Origin of the sequence: Bartonella sp. OC68QHHN, assembly GCF_042193875.1 — a bacterium.
Lineage (GTDB): Bacteria > Pseudomonadota > Alphaproteobacteria > Rhizobiales > Rhizobiaceae > Bartonella > Bartonella grahamii_A.
Genome location: NZ_JBHIME010000023.1, coordinates 362,511 through 378,717, shown reverse-complemented (window position 1 = coordinate 378,717; position 16,207 = coordinate 362,511). Strand labels below are relative to the sequence as shown.

Genomic DNA, 16,207 nt, shown 5'->3' with positions numbered 1-16,207 from the left:
TGTTGCTAAAAATATAAATTAAAAGCAATCCTATCCATAAAGATGGATGATAGAGAAATTATCAGGAATACATGATGAAGGTTGACTATTATGAAATTCTTGGCGTGACTCGTGAATGTGATGATAAAAAGTTGAAATCTGCTTTTCGTAAGTTGGCAATGCAATATCATCCTGATCGCAACGCCGGGGATAAAGAGGCAGAGCGAAAATTCAAAGAAATTGGCGAAGCCTACGAAGTCCTTAAAGATCCCCAAAAGCGTGCTGCTTATGATCGATTTGGTCATGCAGCTTTTGAAAATAGCGGTAGTCAAGGGGGAGAAAATCCCTTTGGTGGTTTTGCTGCCGGTGGTGGATTTGCTGATATTTTTGAAGATTTTTTTGGCGAAATTATGGGAGGTGCGCACCGTAAGCGTGGTGATGGTCGCGAACGTGGTGCAGATCTAAGTTATAATATGGAAATAACCTTGGAAGAGGTATTTTCAGGAAAAACTGCAGAAATTACTATTCCCAGTTCCGTTACGTGCGATGTTTGTGAAGGCTCAGGAGCGAGAAAGGGCTCTAAGCCGCAAGTTTGTGGAACATGTCATGGATCTGGTCGTGTGCGTGCTGCACAAGGTTTCTTTTCCATTGAGCGAACATGTCCTTCATGTCATGGACGTGGTGAAACTATTACGGATCCATGTCCTAAATGTCAGGGGACACGACGCATAGAGAAAAAACGTTCATTGAGCGTGAATGTTCCAGCTGGTATTGAAGATGGAACGCGTATTCGCCTTTCTGGTGAGGGTGATGCTGGTATTCGTGGTGGCCCCAATGGTGATCTTTATATTTTCCTTTCTGTTAAACCACATGAATTTTTTCAGCGAGAAGGAGCAGATCTTCACTGTCGCGTTCCTATTTCAATGGTAACAGCTGCTTTAGGAGGAGAGTTTGAAGTTTCCGATCTTGATGGTGTTAAAGCGCGTGTTAAGATCCCAGAAGGGACACAAAATGGATGTCAATTCCGCCTTAAAGGCAAGGGTATGCCCATGTTGCGTCGGCAGCAAGCAAGGGGTGACCTTTACATCCATATCACGATTGAGACACCACAGAAATTAACGCAAGAGCAACGTGAACTATTGCAAAAATTTGAAAAACTTTCAAATCATGAGAATTCACCGCAATCACATGGCTTTTTTTCACGTATGAAAGAATTTTTTGAAAATATTTCTGGTTAAAATATGTGAATGTTCTCAGAATAGATTAGAAACAACTTTTGGAAAGTTATTTTAATTAAGCTTTCTATAGTCTTATCATCTTTGAAAAGCATTTTTTTCTTGAAAAGAAAGAAACGTATTAATTTAGGGTGAGTTCCTGCCGCTGATAGTTTTTTACATTTCACGAGTTTTATGGATAAGTTTTATTTTTGAGTGTCTATGATATTTTAAAAAGGGCTTATCCATACAGGAAGAACGCAATTGAGTGACTGATTTCCAGTGTCATGATAACTGCCTTTATGCATTCAGAATTTTTTGTATTTATTGTTTTATTCAATAATTCCTTTTTAAAAGCCCTATACTAAAACTGTAAAATAGGTAGTAGCTTACCAAAAAATGCTAAATAAGCTGTTAGACAATCCATCTCTTTCAAACAAAATATTAATTCCTCATAACCAATTTTATTTTTGGCATTTTTGATAGTCTTAGCTACTGTCTCCCTTTAAATAAGGGGGGGTATTCGGAATAGCTTTTACATGCCTCATACCAGCTTCATTTCCTTTTTGCGGATTTTGTTTTGTATTTCTGGTGTCATAAAATACTTCTTCCAGATAATAAAAAAACGCTATAATCAAATTTATTTTGTTCCAAAGAAATTATGAAATGAGATAATTCATGTTGAATACTAAAGAAGATATAACAAAACATGTCTTGAGATACTTGATACACCTCTCTTTTGAAGAAACAGAATTCGATGGAATTCACCTAGTTGAATTTATTGACATGATAAAAATTTGATGGGGAGAAAGAGGGAGTTACTTTCAAAAAGAAAAAATAAACACAATAAAAAAATGGCACGATATGCTTAAAAAACAATACGATATATTGTCCAAAGTGATTAGTGATATAGAAAGAGAAGTTTATAAAGTAAATCTTTTGTCATAAAATAATATAATTAAAACAATAACTTGAGAGAATTAAAAAACTCTAAAAGACATTGAATAGTTTAAGCATGTCTTTCTGTGCAGAAAGAAAAACTTAATGAACAGATCATGAAAATGAAAAATTTTATAAAACTTTACGAAGGTAGCAATCTAAACAATTAAATGATTTTATAAAGATACTTCTGGAGAGCATTAAGAGCTATTCGCAATAAATTTACAAGCTATGATAATATTCTATAACAAGATATTATAGAGAGGTATAAGGATTACACTGTAGCGTACTTCTTTTATTGCCTTTTGTATGGATTGATGTTGTCTGATTAAAGACAGTAATTAATGGGATATAAAAAGCATAATTTATTTGTATCATAAAATTTTAGTAAAATTCTTCAGAATTCTTTTAAAAATTTTTTATATAGATAAGCTTTAAAGAGATTTTTCATTCGGATTTCCGGACAATTTCAATTATCATGAAGATAGTTAACATAAAGGAACCATCGTATAACTTTACTGATCTCTTCTAGAAAATTGCTTGGATAAGGTTACAGTGCTAAGTCAATCGACTTCTTATCTTGGTGATATGTTAATTTTATTATTATAAGAAAATTTTGTTTTTATCTTACAAAATCAATGGTTGTATATATTCTTATTCGTTGTTAAGTATCCATAGGCGGAAACTAACGAGTTAAATGTACAGCATAGCTTAAAATTTTTCAGAATTTTGTTTTTCAATTTTATACATAAAATCATAAAATAATGACGTTTTGTACGCCTGTTTTGTTTAATTTTTCGCTGTCAATTTTTTGAGGAAGTTGTTTTCTTTTTTCATTTCGTTATTACTTTCCTAAATTCCACTAAAAGATGGTAAAAAGTGATGAGGAGGCTCTATTAATGGATGATGCTAAAAACGGTGCTGTAGATGTTTTAGAAAAACAAGCAGCATTTTTATCGTCTGCTTTACCATATATGCAAAAATACGAAAATGAAACTGTTGTGGTAAAATATGGCGGTCATGCTATGGGTGATCCTGCCTTGGGGCGAGCATTTGCGCGTGATATTGCTCTATTAAAGCAATCAGGGATTAATCCTGTTGTTGTTCATGGTGGAGGACCTCAAATTGCTGAAATTTTGATGAAAATGGGGATTGAATCACGATTTGAAAACGGTTTACGGGTAACCGACGAGCGGATTGTTGAAGTTGTTGAAATGGTTTTAGCCGGTTCCATAAACAAAGAAATTGTTGCTCTCATCAATGCAGAGGGTGAATGGGCAATAGGATTATGTGGCAAGGACGGCAATATGGTTTTTGCCGAAAAGGCTTATAAAACTGTCATTGATCCTGATTCGCATATTGAACGTGTTTTAGATTTGGGATTTGTTGGTGAGCCTATTGAAGTTGATCGCACATTGCTGGATCTTTTAGCATGTTCTGAAATGATACCAGTTCTTGCTCCTGTGGCTCCAGGACGCGATGGTAAAACCTATAATATTAATGCTGATATTTTTGCTGGGGCTATTGCTGGTGCATTAGAGGCTAAACGCCTTTTATTTCTCACTGATGTTCCTGGTGTTTTGGATAAACAGGGTAAACTTTTAAAAGAATTGACAGTTTCTGAAGCAGAGAAACTTATCAAAAAAGGGATAATTTCAGGAGGCATGATTCCAAAAGTAGAGACTTGTATGAAAGCCCTTCAAAATGGTGTGGAAGGTGTTGTCATTTTAAATGGTAAAACTCCTCATTCTGTTCTACTAGAACTGTTTACCGAACAGGGAGTTGGAACGCTCATTGTTTCATAAATTGTGCGGAAAATAGGAGGAGAAAGCCTTTCATGACAAATATAAAACAGCTTAAATATCCTTTATTAAGTAAGCCAGAATTGGCAATATTTGCTGCAACAATATTGTGGGGTATCACATTTTTAGTCATTCATATTGCGGTACGCTATAGTGGTCCTCTGTTTTTTGTTGGATTTCGTTTTATTGTTGCATCTCTTATATGTGGGACAATTTTTTGGCGCTCTATAAAAGGTATAACGGTTTATGAAGTTTTCGCTGGGATGGCGATTGGTTTAGCCATGTTTTTAGGCTATGCTTTTCAAGCAGCTGGACTTCAAACGATTATTAGTAGTCAGTCGGCTTTTATTACAGCGCTTTATGTACCTATGGTTCCAATCTTGCAATGGATTGTTTTTAAGAAACCTCCCCGTTTTGCTTGTTGGGTTGGTATTGTTTTCGCTTTTATTGGGCTTGTGCTTATTTCAGGACAAAAGCCGGGAAATTTTGATTTTTCAAAAGGCGAAGTTTTGACTTTGTTAGGCGCTTTAGCGATTGCTGGAGAAGTCATACTCATCGGAATTTTTGCCAATAAGGTTGATAGTCGGCGTGTGACCATTATCCAGTTATTTTTTAGTGGTTTTTTTTCATTTGCTTGTATGCCTTTGATGGGTGAAAGCATTCCTGAATTTTCGTGGGTATGGTTTAGTATTGGCATCGGATTGGCATTAATGAGTGCCATCATTCAATTGGCTATGAATTGGGCACAAAGGTCTATTTCCCCTACACGTGCAACACTCATTTACGCAGGTGAACCGGTATGGGCTGGTATTGTAGGGCGTTTGGCTGGAGAGCATTTATCCTCGTTAGCATTATTAGGTGGCTTGCTTATTCTGATTGGGATCATTGTGGCTGAATTACAACCTTCACAATGGCGTAAAAAAAATAAAGCAATTGAAAAAATTGATTAGCTATGCACCTTTTCTATTACGATTTTATTGCATGAGATTTTTGCTTGCAAAGTTTTCAGTTTTGAGGCTTTTTTAAATATGAAAATAAGGAAGGCTTTATAAGCTATTCCAGTTTTTGTATAGCAAATTGGAGCAATAATATTTATCTGTTTGCTTAACCTCTGAAACGGGAAGTCAACCTTCATTGAGTCAAAGCATGAAGTGGTAAAGACAAAAACAGCTCTCATCTTTACTGTTATTTTAAAATTTAGCTTTACAAGTTTCAAAAACATCCACGGTAATTTTTTTGAATAATAAAAATTACGCACTGCTGCACATTATACTTTTTGTTCTTTCATAGGATCACGCTTTTCACGTAAAATAGAACGCCTAAAGCAGCCTCCTATAATGTTGTATATTAACGCGTTTTTTAAAAGACAATTTTCTCAATATACATCATATTCATTGACGGTCCGTTCTTAAACGTTTTAATTCATACACTATAGCCTTGATTTATAATGGGGAAGCAAAAAATTTGATTGATTCACTATGAGAAGATTTAAAATGAGAGAGGCTCGCGATATTCATGTTATTTTATATAAGATTGCTAAAAAAGTAGGTTATTGCGTATAAATAAAAAAGCATTTCTTGCGAATTTTATTGCAAGCCTAAGTGATATACACGTTCATCATATAAATATTACAATATATTGATTTATAATGTATAATATATCGTTATTCACATTGAATTAGAACTCTGAATACCGTAAAACTTTCTCACTTCAAATCGTTTTCATGTTAAATCAATCCAAATCATTTGTGTACACGTCACAAGCGGATGGGCTATGCGGGTAAGAACTTTACAAGAAAGGCATATCTCTTTCAAGTGTAAAGGAGTGTCGCAACATTGGAGGTTGGCAAAGTGTGTGATGGTACCGGCTTATCCAGCATATGTTTTAGTACCCTTGGATTTAATTTAGCAAATAAAAGCCTCATTTTTTAGGTTATGAAAAATTGTGTTTTGAGAAGCTCTTTAGGTTTATATTCTTTTGATAGAAGCCGGAGCATAATTGGTCTTTGCGTTTTGTATTATTCTTTGCTAAATCGCCTTATATGACAATAGATCGTAATTATATTCGTAATTTTTCCATCGTGGCGCATATTGATCACGGCAAATCCACTTTAGCTGACCGTTTGATTCAAAACACAGGTGGGCTTGATACACGTGAGATGAAAGAACAAGTACTCGATTCTATGGATATTGAGCGTGAACGTGGAATTACTATTAAAGCACAAACGGTACGTTTACACTATAAGGCAAAGAATGGCGAAACCTATATTTTAAATCTTATGGATACACCTGGTCATGTGGATTTTGCTTATGAGGTTTCACGTTCATTGGCAGCTTGTGAAGGTTCTCTGTTGGTGGTGGATGCAAGTCAAGGTGTAGAGGCGCAGACGTTAGCAAATGTTTATCAAGCCATTGATAATTCCCATGAGTTGGTCGTTGTGCTCAATAAAGTTGATCTTCCAGCAGCAGAACCTGAGCGTGTTAAAGAACAAATTGAAGATGTGATAGGCATTGATACATCTCAAGCAGTAGAAATATCAGCAAAAACAGGTTTGGGTGTTCCTGATGTTTTGGAGGCAATTGTTACACAATTACCACCTCCCCATACAGGCGATGCTACAAATCCCTTGAAAGCAATGTTGGTTGATAGCTGGTATGATGCATATCTTGGTGTCATTGTTTTGGTACGGGTGATAGATGGTATTTTAAAAAAAGGCCAAACGATTCGTATGATGGGTACAGGGGCAAAATATCCAGTTGAACGCGTTGGAGTGTTTACACCTAAAATGGTACAGGTTGATGAATTAGGACCAGGAGAGATTGGTTTTATCACTGCCTCTATCAAAGAGGTAGCAGATACACGAGTTGGGGATACGATTACTGAAGAGCGTCGTCCTTGTGAAAATGCTTTGCCTGGTTTTAAGCCGGCGCAACCAGTTGTATTTTGTGGTCTTTTTCCAATTGATGCTGCCGATTTTGATGATTTGCGTGCAGCCATGGGCAAATTACGCTTAAATGATGCGAGTTTTTCTTTTGAAATGGAAACATCTGCGGCTTTGGGGTTTGGTTTTCGCTGTGGATTTTTAGGACTTCTTCATCTTGAAATTATTCAAGAGCGATTAGAGCGTGAGTTTAATTTGGATTTAATCGCGACAGCACCTTCGGTTGTTTATCGCATGAATATGAATGATGGTTCTGTTAAAGAGTTGCACAATCCAGCAGATATGCCTGATGTGGTTAAAATTTCTTCCATCGAAGAACCATGGATTCGGGCGACAATTATGACTCCTGATAATTATCTTGGATCAATTTTAGAACTATGCCAAGAGCGTCGGGGAATACAGGTTGGTTTGTCCTATGTTGGAACCCGCGCTATGGTAACATATGATTTACCACTGAATGAAGTTGTTTTTGATTTTTATGATCGGCTAAAATCAATCTCAAAGGGTTATGCTTCTTTTGATTATCAGATGGCAGATTATGCAGAAGGGGATTTAGTTAAAATGTCTATTTTGGTAAATGGAGAGTCTATTGATGCATTGTCTATGCTTGTGCACCGAACGATTGCAGAAAAGCGCGGGCGTTCCATGTGTGAAAAACTGAAAGATCTTATTCCCCAGCATATGTTTCAGATTCCAGTTCAAGCGGCTATTGGTGGTAAAGTTATAGCGCGCGAAACAATTCGTGCTTTGCGTAAAGATGTAACAGCGAAATGTTACGGGGGTGATGTCACGCGTAAGCGCAAACTTTTGGAAAAGCAAAAAGAAGGCAAAAAGCGGATGCGCCAATTTGGAAAAGTAGAAATTCCACAATCGGCATTTATTCAAGCGCTCAAAATGAACAAATAATGAAAAAAGGAGTATTGTCTCTCATTGATTGTGCTTTTGCTTTTGTCGATTGGTTCAGATGCTTAAAGAACACTTTTAAATAGAATTGCGCCGTGCTTCATATTTTTGTGTATTGCGTAATTGTGTCATGATTCTCACGTAAAAAAGAATACTTTAAACGAAATACATTTATGTTGCATATTGGCGCGCTTGTTTTAGAGAATCATCACTCAATGCATCAAACTCCATTTCACAATGGGGGCTGTGAAAAATATAAAGTAAAATACACTGTGAATGATATAAAATTCATTTGGCATCACCGTCTTTACGCGTCATAAAGGTGCAAAGTGCACCCATCATACTCTTTTCTTAAAGTGTTTCTTACCCACACTCCAACTGCGTTTTTAACGAGCAAGGAAATGATAGTGATTGATTCACTATGAAAGAATTTGAAATGAGAGAATTCTTGTATTCGAGGTTATTATTCAAGTTAAAAAAACGATGAAATATTATTGTGAATTAATCTTGTGTCTAAGAACGTAAAAGATCATTAATGGATGTTTTTTTTCGTGTTTTTTGATCAACGCGTTTTACAATAACAGCACAATAAAGGCTTGGTCCTGCTTCACCATTTGGTAAAGGTTTTCCAGGGAAAGAACCTGGCACAACCACTGAATAGGCTGGTACTTCACCGATAAAAATTTCACCTGTTGTACGATCAATAATCTTTGTAGATTTTCCGATAAAGACTCCCATTCCCAAAACAGCACCTTCACGGATAATACAGCCTTCAACAATTTCAGAGCGAGCACCGATAAAGCAATGATCTTCAATGATTGTTGGATTTGCTTGCAGAGGTTCCAAAACACCCCCAATACCAACACCGCCAGAAAGATGGACATGTTTACCAATTTGTGCACAAGAACCAACGGTGGTCCATGTATCAACCATTGTGCCCTCATCGACAAAAGCACCAAGATTGACAAAGGATGGCATCAATATAACGTTGGGTGCAATGTAAGCAGAATGACGTACAATGGCTCCAGGAACGGAACGGAAATCAGCACTTTTAAAATCTGCCTCTTGCCAACCAGAGAATTTTGAAGGAACTTTATCCCACCAATGTGTTCCATTGATTCCACCAGTAATAATTTGCATAGGATTAAGCCGAAAAGAGAGTAAAACCGCTTTTTTCAACCATTGATGAACATGCCATTGTCCATTTTTTTGTTGTTCTGCAACACGGATTTCACCTTTATCAAGAAGGTTCAATGCATGTTCGACACTCTCACGGATTTCGCCTTTTGTGGTAGTATTGATAGAATCGCGATCGTCAAAAGCTTGTTCAATAATCATTTCAAGTTGTGTGAGATGGGTCATGACGAGAGTTCCGTTAAACAAGTTGAAAGCTTCAAGATTTATTCTCTATGAACTACGCGAAGAAATGTGTTCAGTCAATAAAACGATGAGGAAGTAGGACAGGTGCATGAAAAAAGGCTGTAAAGAAAAAAGAAAAGGAAAGCAAAAAAACTGGACACCACTTATCCATACGAAGGATGCTCTACAACAAATACATAAAATCTCTAATTCAGCACAAATGCGTTCGTCTACTTATCGTTTAGCCTATATCGATCAAGATTTTATGATGCGTCCAGAGCTGCGCTCACAACGTATTGGTCTTGAATTTTTAAAGCCGGAAATAACCCTTAAAGAATATGATATTCAATCAACAGTTGTTTTGTTTGGTGGTGCGCGTATTCCTGAACCTGGGCAAGCAGCGTGGGCTGCAAAAAATGAAATACAAAAGAAAAATTTGCATGCTATGTCACATTATTACGATGAAGCAAGAGAATTTGCGCGTTTGTGCTCACTTTATTCTGCTACGACAGAATATCGTGAATTTGTGGTTGTTACGGGAGGCGGACGAGGAATCATGGAGGCAGGAAATCGTGGTGCTTGTGATGTTGGTGCCCCAACGATTGGCTTGAATATTATTTTACCACATGAGCAAGAGCCTAATTCGTATGTGTCGCCGCATCTGTGTTTCAATTTTCATTATTTGGGGATGCGCAAAATGCATTTTTTAGTACGAGCGAAAGCATTAGCTATTTTCCCTGGAGGATTTGGGACTCTGGATGAGCTGTTTGAGACGTTAACTTTAGTACAGACAGGGCGTATGAAACAGGTACCAATTTTATTGTTTGGCAAAGAATTTTGGAGCAATACTATCAATTTTGAGTATCTGTCTGAACAAGGTACAATTTCTCCTACTGATGTTAATTTTGTGAAATTTGTCAATACAGCAGCAGAGGCTTTTGAAGAAATTCGTTCTTTTTATAAACTTTCTTAACGACTTTTAAGACGTTCACTCTTGAAGGATAATTAATACTCTACTTTGGTTAAATAAAGTCCTGAAGGAGGAGCAACAACACCACAGTGTTTACGATCTTTAGCATGAAGAGCTGCTTCGAGATCTTGAGCTGTCCAACGTCCGATACCCACTTCCATGAGGCTTCCTGCGAATGAACGGATTTGATGATGAAGAAAAGAACGAGCTTGCGCATAAAGGAAAATTTCTTCACCTTCTCTTTGAATATCGAGGCGGTCAAGGGTGCGAATAGGGCTTTTAGCTTGGCAATGTGCTGAACGGAAAGTGGTAAAATCATGTTTTCCTACAAGCTTTTGAGCAGCTTCATGCATGGCTTCAGCATTAAGAGGCTTTGGCAACCACCACACGCGTTTGGCATTTAAGGCTGGTGGAGAGCGACGATTAAGAATTTTAAAAAGATAATGGCGTTTTACAGCGGAAAATCGTGCATCAAAGTCATCAGGGACATTTTGTACGTTTAAGATTGCAATCGCTTCTCCCTGTTTACGTAAAATAGCATTGAGCGCATCACGCACAGTATGGGGATGCCAGTTTTTAATGAAATCAACATGCGCAACTTGTCCTGTAGCGTGTACGCCCGCATCGGTTCTTCCTGCTGTTGTTATGGTCAATTGTTGTCCACTAAAGGAAAAGAGTGCCTGTTCAAGAGCTCCTTGTACAGTGTGAAGTTTTGCTTGACGCTGCCAACCAGCATAATTTGAACCATCGTATTCAAGAGTGAGTTTAAAACGTGGCATCTTAAAAAACAGCAGAAATATGAGCACCTCGCAAAAAGGTTGCGCTCTCAAGGACTTTACCGCCAGATCTTTGGAGAGAGGTTATTTCTATCCGCCCCTGTCCACAATGGACAATCAAAGAATCTGGTTCTATCCGTCCAATTTCAAGAGAAGGGCCTGTTGTTAAGCGACTATCAAGAATTTTTATACGTTCTTCTCTTCCCCCAATACTCATATTGCACCAGCAACCAGGAGAAGGAGAGAGCGCATGGATATGCCTATGAATAAACTCTGCAGGTTTTGTCCAATCAATGCGAGTCTCTTCCTTTTTGATTTTGGCAGCATAGGTGATGCCTTCTTCTGATTGTGGGGTCAGTTTAAGTTGACCTTTTTCAAGAATTGATAAAGTTTCTATCATAAGTTTTGCACCAATATGTGAAAGTTTGTTTGAAAGCTCAGCAGTGGTGGTGTTATCAGTAATGGGGATGGAGCGAGAAAGAGCGATAGGTCCCGTATCAAGTCCTTCATCCATTTTCATGATCATGATACCTGTTTCTTTATCACCAGCCATAATGGCTCGTTGAATAGGCGCAGCACCACGCCAACGCGGTAAGAGTGAAGCGTGGGCATTAAAACAACCAAAACGCGGCGTTTTGAGAATAGCTTTGGGTAAAAGGAGTCCATAAGCCACCACAATAGCAGCATCAATAGAAAGTGCTGCAAATTGCTCCTGTTGTTCGATTGTTTTAAGTGTTTGAGGTGTGAAGACAGGAATGGATTTTTCTTGCGCTGCACTTTGAACAGGTGAGGGGATTAATTTAAGTCCTCGACGTCCCGCTGGACGAGGGGGTTGACTATAAACAGCAATAACATCATGACCTTCATCCAGTAAAGCATGTAAAATAGGAACAGAAAAATCTGGTGTCCCCATAAAACTTAATCGTAAAGCCATTACAAAACTGCTTCCTGCATGTTTTTTTCTTTTGCGCGTTTTTTAAATTTTCGTATCACCATATCGCGTTTGATCTTTGAAATGTAATCAATAAAAAGGCGCCCATCTAAATGATCAATTTCATGCTGCAAGCAAGTTGCCAAGAGATCGTCAGCTTCAATTTCTGTTTGTTTTCCTTCACGGTTCTGATAGCGAACACAAAGGCGTTTAGGACGCTCAACCTCTGCAAAATAGTCAGGAATAGAAAGACAACCTTCTTTGTAAATATTGCGCTCATCGGAAAGCCATAAAATTTCAGGGTTGATAATAACAAATGGTTTTTTCTGCTCATCCTCAGAATTCCCAGAGACATCTATAACCAACATACGTAGCGGTACACCAATTTGAATAGCAGCAAGACCAACACCTTTAGCATTATACATGGTTTCCAACATATCATCCGCAAGTTTTTGGAGAGCTGAATCGATCTGCTCAACGGGTTTGGACACTTCCCGTAAAATCGGATCAGGTAAAGTAACTAAAGATCTCATTGGCATAAGTAGAGATTAATCAATGGTTTGTTATTGGTCAATATTGAATAACGGATTCTTGCATTTTTTTAAAATAAGAGCGTTATATTACAATTTATGTTTGATTCGTTTTTTTCCATACTCGCTGGTGAATTTTTTTCTAAACTAATGCTTTTGCTTCTATTCATACTTGTCTGTTTGGCATTTTTTATGTTGATACATTCTCATCGAAAAAAAGCATTTTTGGAAAATGAAATTGCTGAACGCGCACGTGAGGCACAAATGCAGATGGCTACCTTGCTGAAAACACAAGCTGAAATGCAAGGGCGAATGCAAACGATGGCAGAAATTTTTGGTCAACGGCAGGCTGAATTGAATAAATCACTCAGTGAGCAACTCAATGGGATGACAACAAGCTTAGGCCAAACACTTCAGGTACAGACCAAATCCACTTATGAAAATTTGAATCGTTTGCAAGAGCGTTTAGCAGTAATTGATGCGGCACAAAATAATATTCAATCGCTTACGGGACAAGTTGTTCAGCTGCAGTCCATTTTAAGCAATAAGCAGACACGTGGTACTTTTGGTCAGGGGCGGATGGAAGCAATTATTGTCGATGCCTTACCAACAAATGCTTATGCTTTTCAGGCTGTTCTTTCCAATGGAAAGCGCCCAGATTGTCTCATTCATATGCCCAATAAAGCTCCTTCTCTTGTTGTTGATGCTAAATTCCCTCTGGAGGCTTGGAATGCTATGCGTAAGGCAGAATCAGCACAAGAGCGTCAAGAGGCAGAACGCCAATTTCGTACCGATATGGAAGTCCATATTCGTGATATTGCACAAAAATATTTGATTCCTGGAGAAACCCATGACACTGCTTTCCTTTTTGTGCCATCTGAATCGATTTTTGCAACAATTTATGAGGACTTTGAGGCATTGGTACAAAAATCCAATAGAGCCCATGTGATTATTGTTTCACCATCTTTGTTGATGCTCTCTATCCAAGTGGTACAAACCATTATGAAAGATGCACGGATGCGTGAACAAGCGCATTTAATTCAATCAGAAGTAGCAAAATTGATGGAAGATTTTGGACGAATGGATACGCGTGTTCGTGCGTTACAGAAGCACGTTCACAAAGCAGGTGAAGATATAGAGGGAATTTTGATATCGTCCTCCAAAATTATGAAACGGGCAAATCGCATTGAAACTGTCGAATTAAAAGAAAATTACTCTGAACCAACAAAAATGACAACATTGGATCAATCGTAAACATTGCGTTTTGCTAATGAGGAATAAAGCAAAGCAAGCTTCTTAAATATCACAAGTCAGATCATGTTCTTTATTGATTGGTAATACTTTTTTAGTATCTCTATCTTGTTTTATTTCTTAAACGAGAGGAATAGGAATATGCGACACCTTTTGTTTTTAGGGGCACTGGTGTTTCTGCTAGAGGGATGTGCAACAACTACTCCCATACACACAGACAATGTTTGTGCTATTTTAGCACAAAAAAATGGTTTTTTTGACAATTGGGGTAAAGCTGCTAAACGTGCAGAAACGCGCTATGGGATTCCTATGCCTATTATTCTTGCAACCATTAATATGGAATCGAGCTTTCGACACAATGCACGTCCTCCACGTAAAAAACTATTTGGTTTTATTCCATGGAAGCGTCAATCGACAGCCTATGGTTATTCTCAAGCGCTTGACAGTACATGGGCAATGTATCTTCGCTCTACGGGCAGATCTTTTGCATGGCGTACGAATTTTGCAGATTCTGCTGATTTTATTGCTTGGTACCATCGCCAAAGTGTTCAACGCAATGGAGTGAGATTTAATGATGCATATAGCCTTTATTTAAATTATCATATGGGGCATGGTGCTTATGCGCGTAGTGGCGGGCATGCCACTGCTGCACTTTCACAGGCTGCACAGCGCATGGCAAGAATATCGAGGCTTTATGAACAGCAATTAAAGAGATGTGGATGGTATTAGGGAAGATTTTTGAAAATCTCAATTAGGGAATTGTTGTGGTAAAATTATTTGAGAGCCAAATTTCTTATGGCGTGGTAAGGCTGTATCATTTTTCTGATTGTCAAATGAAATAAATTGTTATTTTTTAGAATAAACCCAAGAGACAGAAAGCTTTTGCAATGCACAATATATTTGAGTGCACTCTCGATATTTCTACCTTCGTTGTTTAAAAAATTTACAATGGAAACTATCTTCTATTTGGCACTGGCATTTCGTACAGGGCTAAGTACCAGAGATTATTGAAGAAAAATTTTAAAATATAATATCATTTTTTATTTTCATTATGCGTATTATTGGCTGATTATTACATGAATATTTTTTTTTGTTAAGCGTATAAAATAGCAATCAAAAAAATGCAATTTGAGTATCATAAAAAAGGTAAAATATTCAATATAAAAAAATGAGAAATGCATTAAACGAAAAAACGTTGCTTTGTATAAAGAGGACGCTACAGTTTTCAAAAGGACAAAAGGACAAAAGGACAAAAGGACAAAAGGACAAAAGGACAAATAGTATTTAGTATTGTATGAAATGAAACATATTCGTCTATCCAGTCCATCTTAATTGAAAGAAGTTATCTGATTGTATTGTAAAAACACTATCGTTTATAGGATGGTAAAGTATATGCAACTTTACACACAATGAATATTAAGAGTAGGGAATATTCAGAGAAAGATTTGTCTGTGGCACCTATGAAGTAACAAGTCAGCCTCCAATGTTGTGATAGCTTTTGCATTTGAGAAGTATATTTTGATATTTTATTCTCTAATCTTTGTTTAGGTACTTGGTACCTTTTAAAAAGATATCGATAATCAACATATTACGATTTTGTGGAAATATTGTAGTAAAGGGAATTCAAATTTTGTTCTTTAAAACAAGGCGTAAGTTAAACAGCTCATTTTCTATTTCTGTGCAAAGCATAAAAAATTATCTACTTTCACGGTTAGGACAGTAAAATTGCATAACCCAACAAATGATTCAAAATGTATTATAATATCATTAAAGTGCAAGGAACAGGCACTATTGGAATGATGATTAAATAGCACATAAACCTTTAAATTGATGCACACATTCTCTATAATAATCAATTCCCTTGATAGAATAGCTTGTCCTTGTGGTGGAGCTAAGCGGGATCGAACCGCTGACCTCTTGCATGCCATGCAAGCGCTCTCCCAGCTGAGCTATAGCCCCTATAAAAACAAATTTTCCCAAAAGTACAGTATACAATTTCAGCTTTTCTAGAACGATCAAAATTGAAGATCAAGAAGAATTTACATTCAATAGAAAAGATGTCCTCTTTTACTTCTCTTAAGCATCGTCATCATTAGAAACACCGCCTCCGAGAATATCAGTAACATCATCATCTTCATCGTCATCATCATGAGATAAAAATGTATCATCGTCATCACCGAGATCTACATCACTATCTTCTAAATCAGGAAGATCGTCATCTTTAGAATCCTCATCATCCTCTTCAAGAAGCATAAAAGCAGATTTTTCAAGTGCTGTATCAAGCTCTTCAGTATCAACTTCTTCCTCATTGTTTGCTTCAGCTGCTGCAACTTCAAAGTAAGAACGCGGATAAGAAATTCCTGTATAGGGCGACACAATAGGATCGCGATTTAGATCGTAAAATTTTTTTCCTGTTTCTGGATCAACACGTTTAGTTCCAAGTTCTTGTTTTGCCATAAACCGTGCCTCTTTGATTAACTATTATTCCATTAAAAGATAAATTTTATGGTGCTTAATCGAAAAATAATGCCTTTGTCAAAGATAAATACACTGTTCCACAGTGATTTTTTCATGACGTCTTTTAAAGCATGTGCTAAAGGATGCACAATTTC

Annotated in this window: 12 protein-coding genes and 1 tRNA gene; 7 read left to right on the top strand and 6 right to left on the bottom strand. The window is 37.2% G+C overall.

Annotation, left to right across the window (positions count from 1 at the left end; all coding sequences use genetic code 11):
- The first annotated feature begins 74 nt into the window (after positions 1 to 74).
- The 4 genes from dnaJ (at position 75) to lepA (ending at position 7,781) form a co-directional block, all read left to right on the top strand.
- Positions 75 to 1,217 (top strand): molecular chaperone DnaJ, encoded by a 1,143-nt coding sequence (dnaJ, locus tag ACFIJ0_RS04270; RefSeq protein WP_375644277.1) that lies wholly within the window; start codon positions 75 to 77, stop codon positions 1,215 to 1,217.
- 1,814 nt (positions 1,218 to 3,031) lie between these two features.
- Positions 3,032 to 3,937, top strand: a complete 906-nt coding sequence (gene argB, locus ACFIJ0_RS04265) for an acetylglutamate kinase (RefSeq protein ID WP_375624764.1) — start codon at positions 3,032 to 3,034, stop codon at positions 3,935 to 3,937.
- Between the two features lie 32 nt (positions 3,938 to 3,969).
- Positions 3,970 to 4,884, top strand: a complete 915-nt coding sequence (locus ACFIJ0_RS04260; protein ID WP_375624763.1) for a DMT family transporter — start codon at positions 3,970 to 3,972, stop codon at positions 4,882 to 4,884.
- A 1,091-nt stretch (positions 4,885 to 5,975) separates the two neighbouring features.
- Positions 5,976 to 7,781, top strand: coding sequence for a translation elongation factor 4 (gene lepA / locus ACFIJ0_RS04255; protein ID WP_375624915.1), 1,806 nt, complete (start codon positions 5,976 to 5,978; stop codon positions 7,779 to 7,781).
- Positions 7,782 to 8,291: 510 nt separating this feature from the next.
- Here the strand turns inward: lepA and dapD are convergent.
- Positions 8,292 to 9,140 carry a 2,3,4,5-tetrahydropyridine-2,6-dicarboxylate N-succinyltransferase gene (gene dapD, locus ACFIJ0_RS04250; RefSeq protein WP_375624762.1) on the bottom strand — a complete coding sequence of 283 codons (849 nt, stop codon included), beginning with the start codon at positions 9,138 to 9,140 and terminating at the stop codon, positions 8,292 to 8,294.
- A gap of 106 nt (positions 9,141 to 9,246) precedes the next feature.
- On the opposite strand from dapD, the gene ACFIJ0_RS04245 reads away from it, so the two are divergent.
- A complete protein-coding gene (locus ACFIJ0_RS04245) occupies positions 9,247 to 10,110 on the top strand; it encodes an LOG family protein (RefSeq protein ID WP_375624761.1) in 864 nt (287 codons plus the stop codon).
- A gap of 32 nt (positions 10,111 to 10,142) precedes the next feature.
- Here ACFIJ0_RS04245 and truA read toward each other — a convergent pair whose 3' ends face one another.
- From truA to def, 3 genes are read right to left on the bottom strand one after another with little or no spacing between them, the layout of a single operon-like run.
- Positions 10,143 to 10,886 (bottom strand): tRNA pseudouridine(38-40) synthase TruA, encoded by a 744-nt coding sequence (gene truA, locus ACFIJ0_RS04240; protein WP_375624760.1) that lies wholly within the window; start codon positions 10,884 to 10,886, stop codon positions 10,143 to 10,145.
- 1 nt (position 10,887) lies between these two features.
- Entirely contained in the window at positions 10,888 to 11,817 is a 930-nt protein-coding gene (gene fmt, locus ACFIJ0_RS04235; RefSeq protein ID WP_375624759.1) for a methionyl-tRNA formyltransferase, read from the bottom strand.
- Positions 11,817 to 12,353 carry a peptide deformylase gene (def, locus tag ACFIJ0_RS04230; RefSeq protein WP_375624758.1) on the bottom strand — a complete coding sequence of 179 codons (537 nt, stop codon included), beginning with the start codon at positions 12,351 to 12,353 and terminating at the stop codon, positions 11,817 to 11,819. Before def ends, fmt begins: the two co-directional genes overlap by 1 nt.
- 90 nt (positions 12,354 to 12,443) lie before the next feature.
- Here def and ACFIJ0_RS04225 point away from each other — a divergent pair, with 90 nt between their 5' ends.
- Positions 12,444 to 13,598, top strand: a complete 1,155-nt coding sequence (locus ACFIJ0_RS04225) for a DNA recombination protein RmuC (RefSeq protein WP_375624757.1) — start codon at positions 12,444 to 12,446, stop codon at positions 13,596 to 13,598.
- A gap of 138 nt (positions 13,599 to 13,736) precedes the next feature.
- Positions 13,737 to 14,324 carry a hypothetical protein gene (locus tag ACFIJ0_RS04220; RefSeq protein WP_375624756.1) on the top strand — a complete coding sequence of 196 codons (588 nt, stop codon included), beginning with the start codon at positions 13,737 to 13,739 and terminating at the stop codon, positions 14,322 to 14,324.
- A gap of 1,154 nt (positions 14,325 to 15,478) precedes the next feature.
- Here ACFIJ0_RS04220 and ACFIJ0_RS04215 read toward each other — a convergent pair.
- Together ACFIJ0_RS04215 and ACFIJ0_RS04210 are read right to left on the bottom strand one after the other, a co-directional pair.
- Positions 15,479 to 15,554 (bottom strand) — tRNA-Ala (locus ACFIJ0_RS04215).
- Positions 15,555 to 15,671: 117 nt separating this feature from the next.
- Entirely contained in the window at positions 15,672 to 16,052 is a 381-nt protein-coding gene (locus ACFIJ0_RS04210) for a TIGR02300 family protein (protein ID WP_330168465.1), read from the bottom strand.
- Between the last annotated feature and the right edge of the window lie 155 nt (positions 16,053 to 16,207).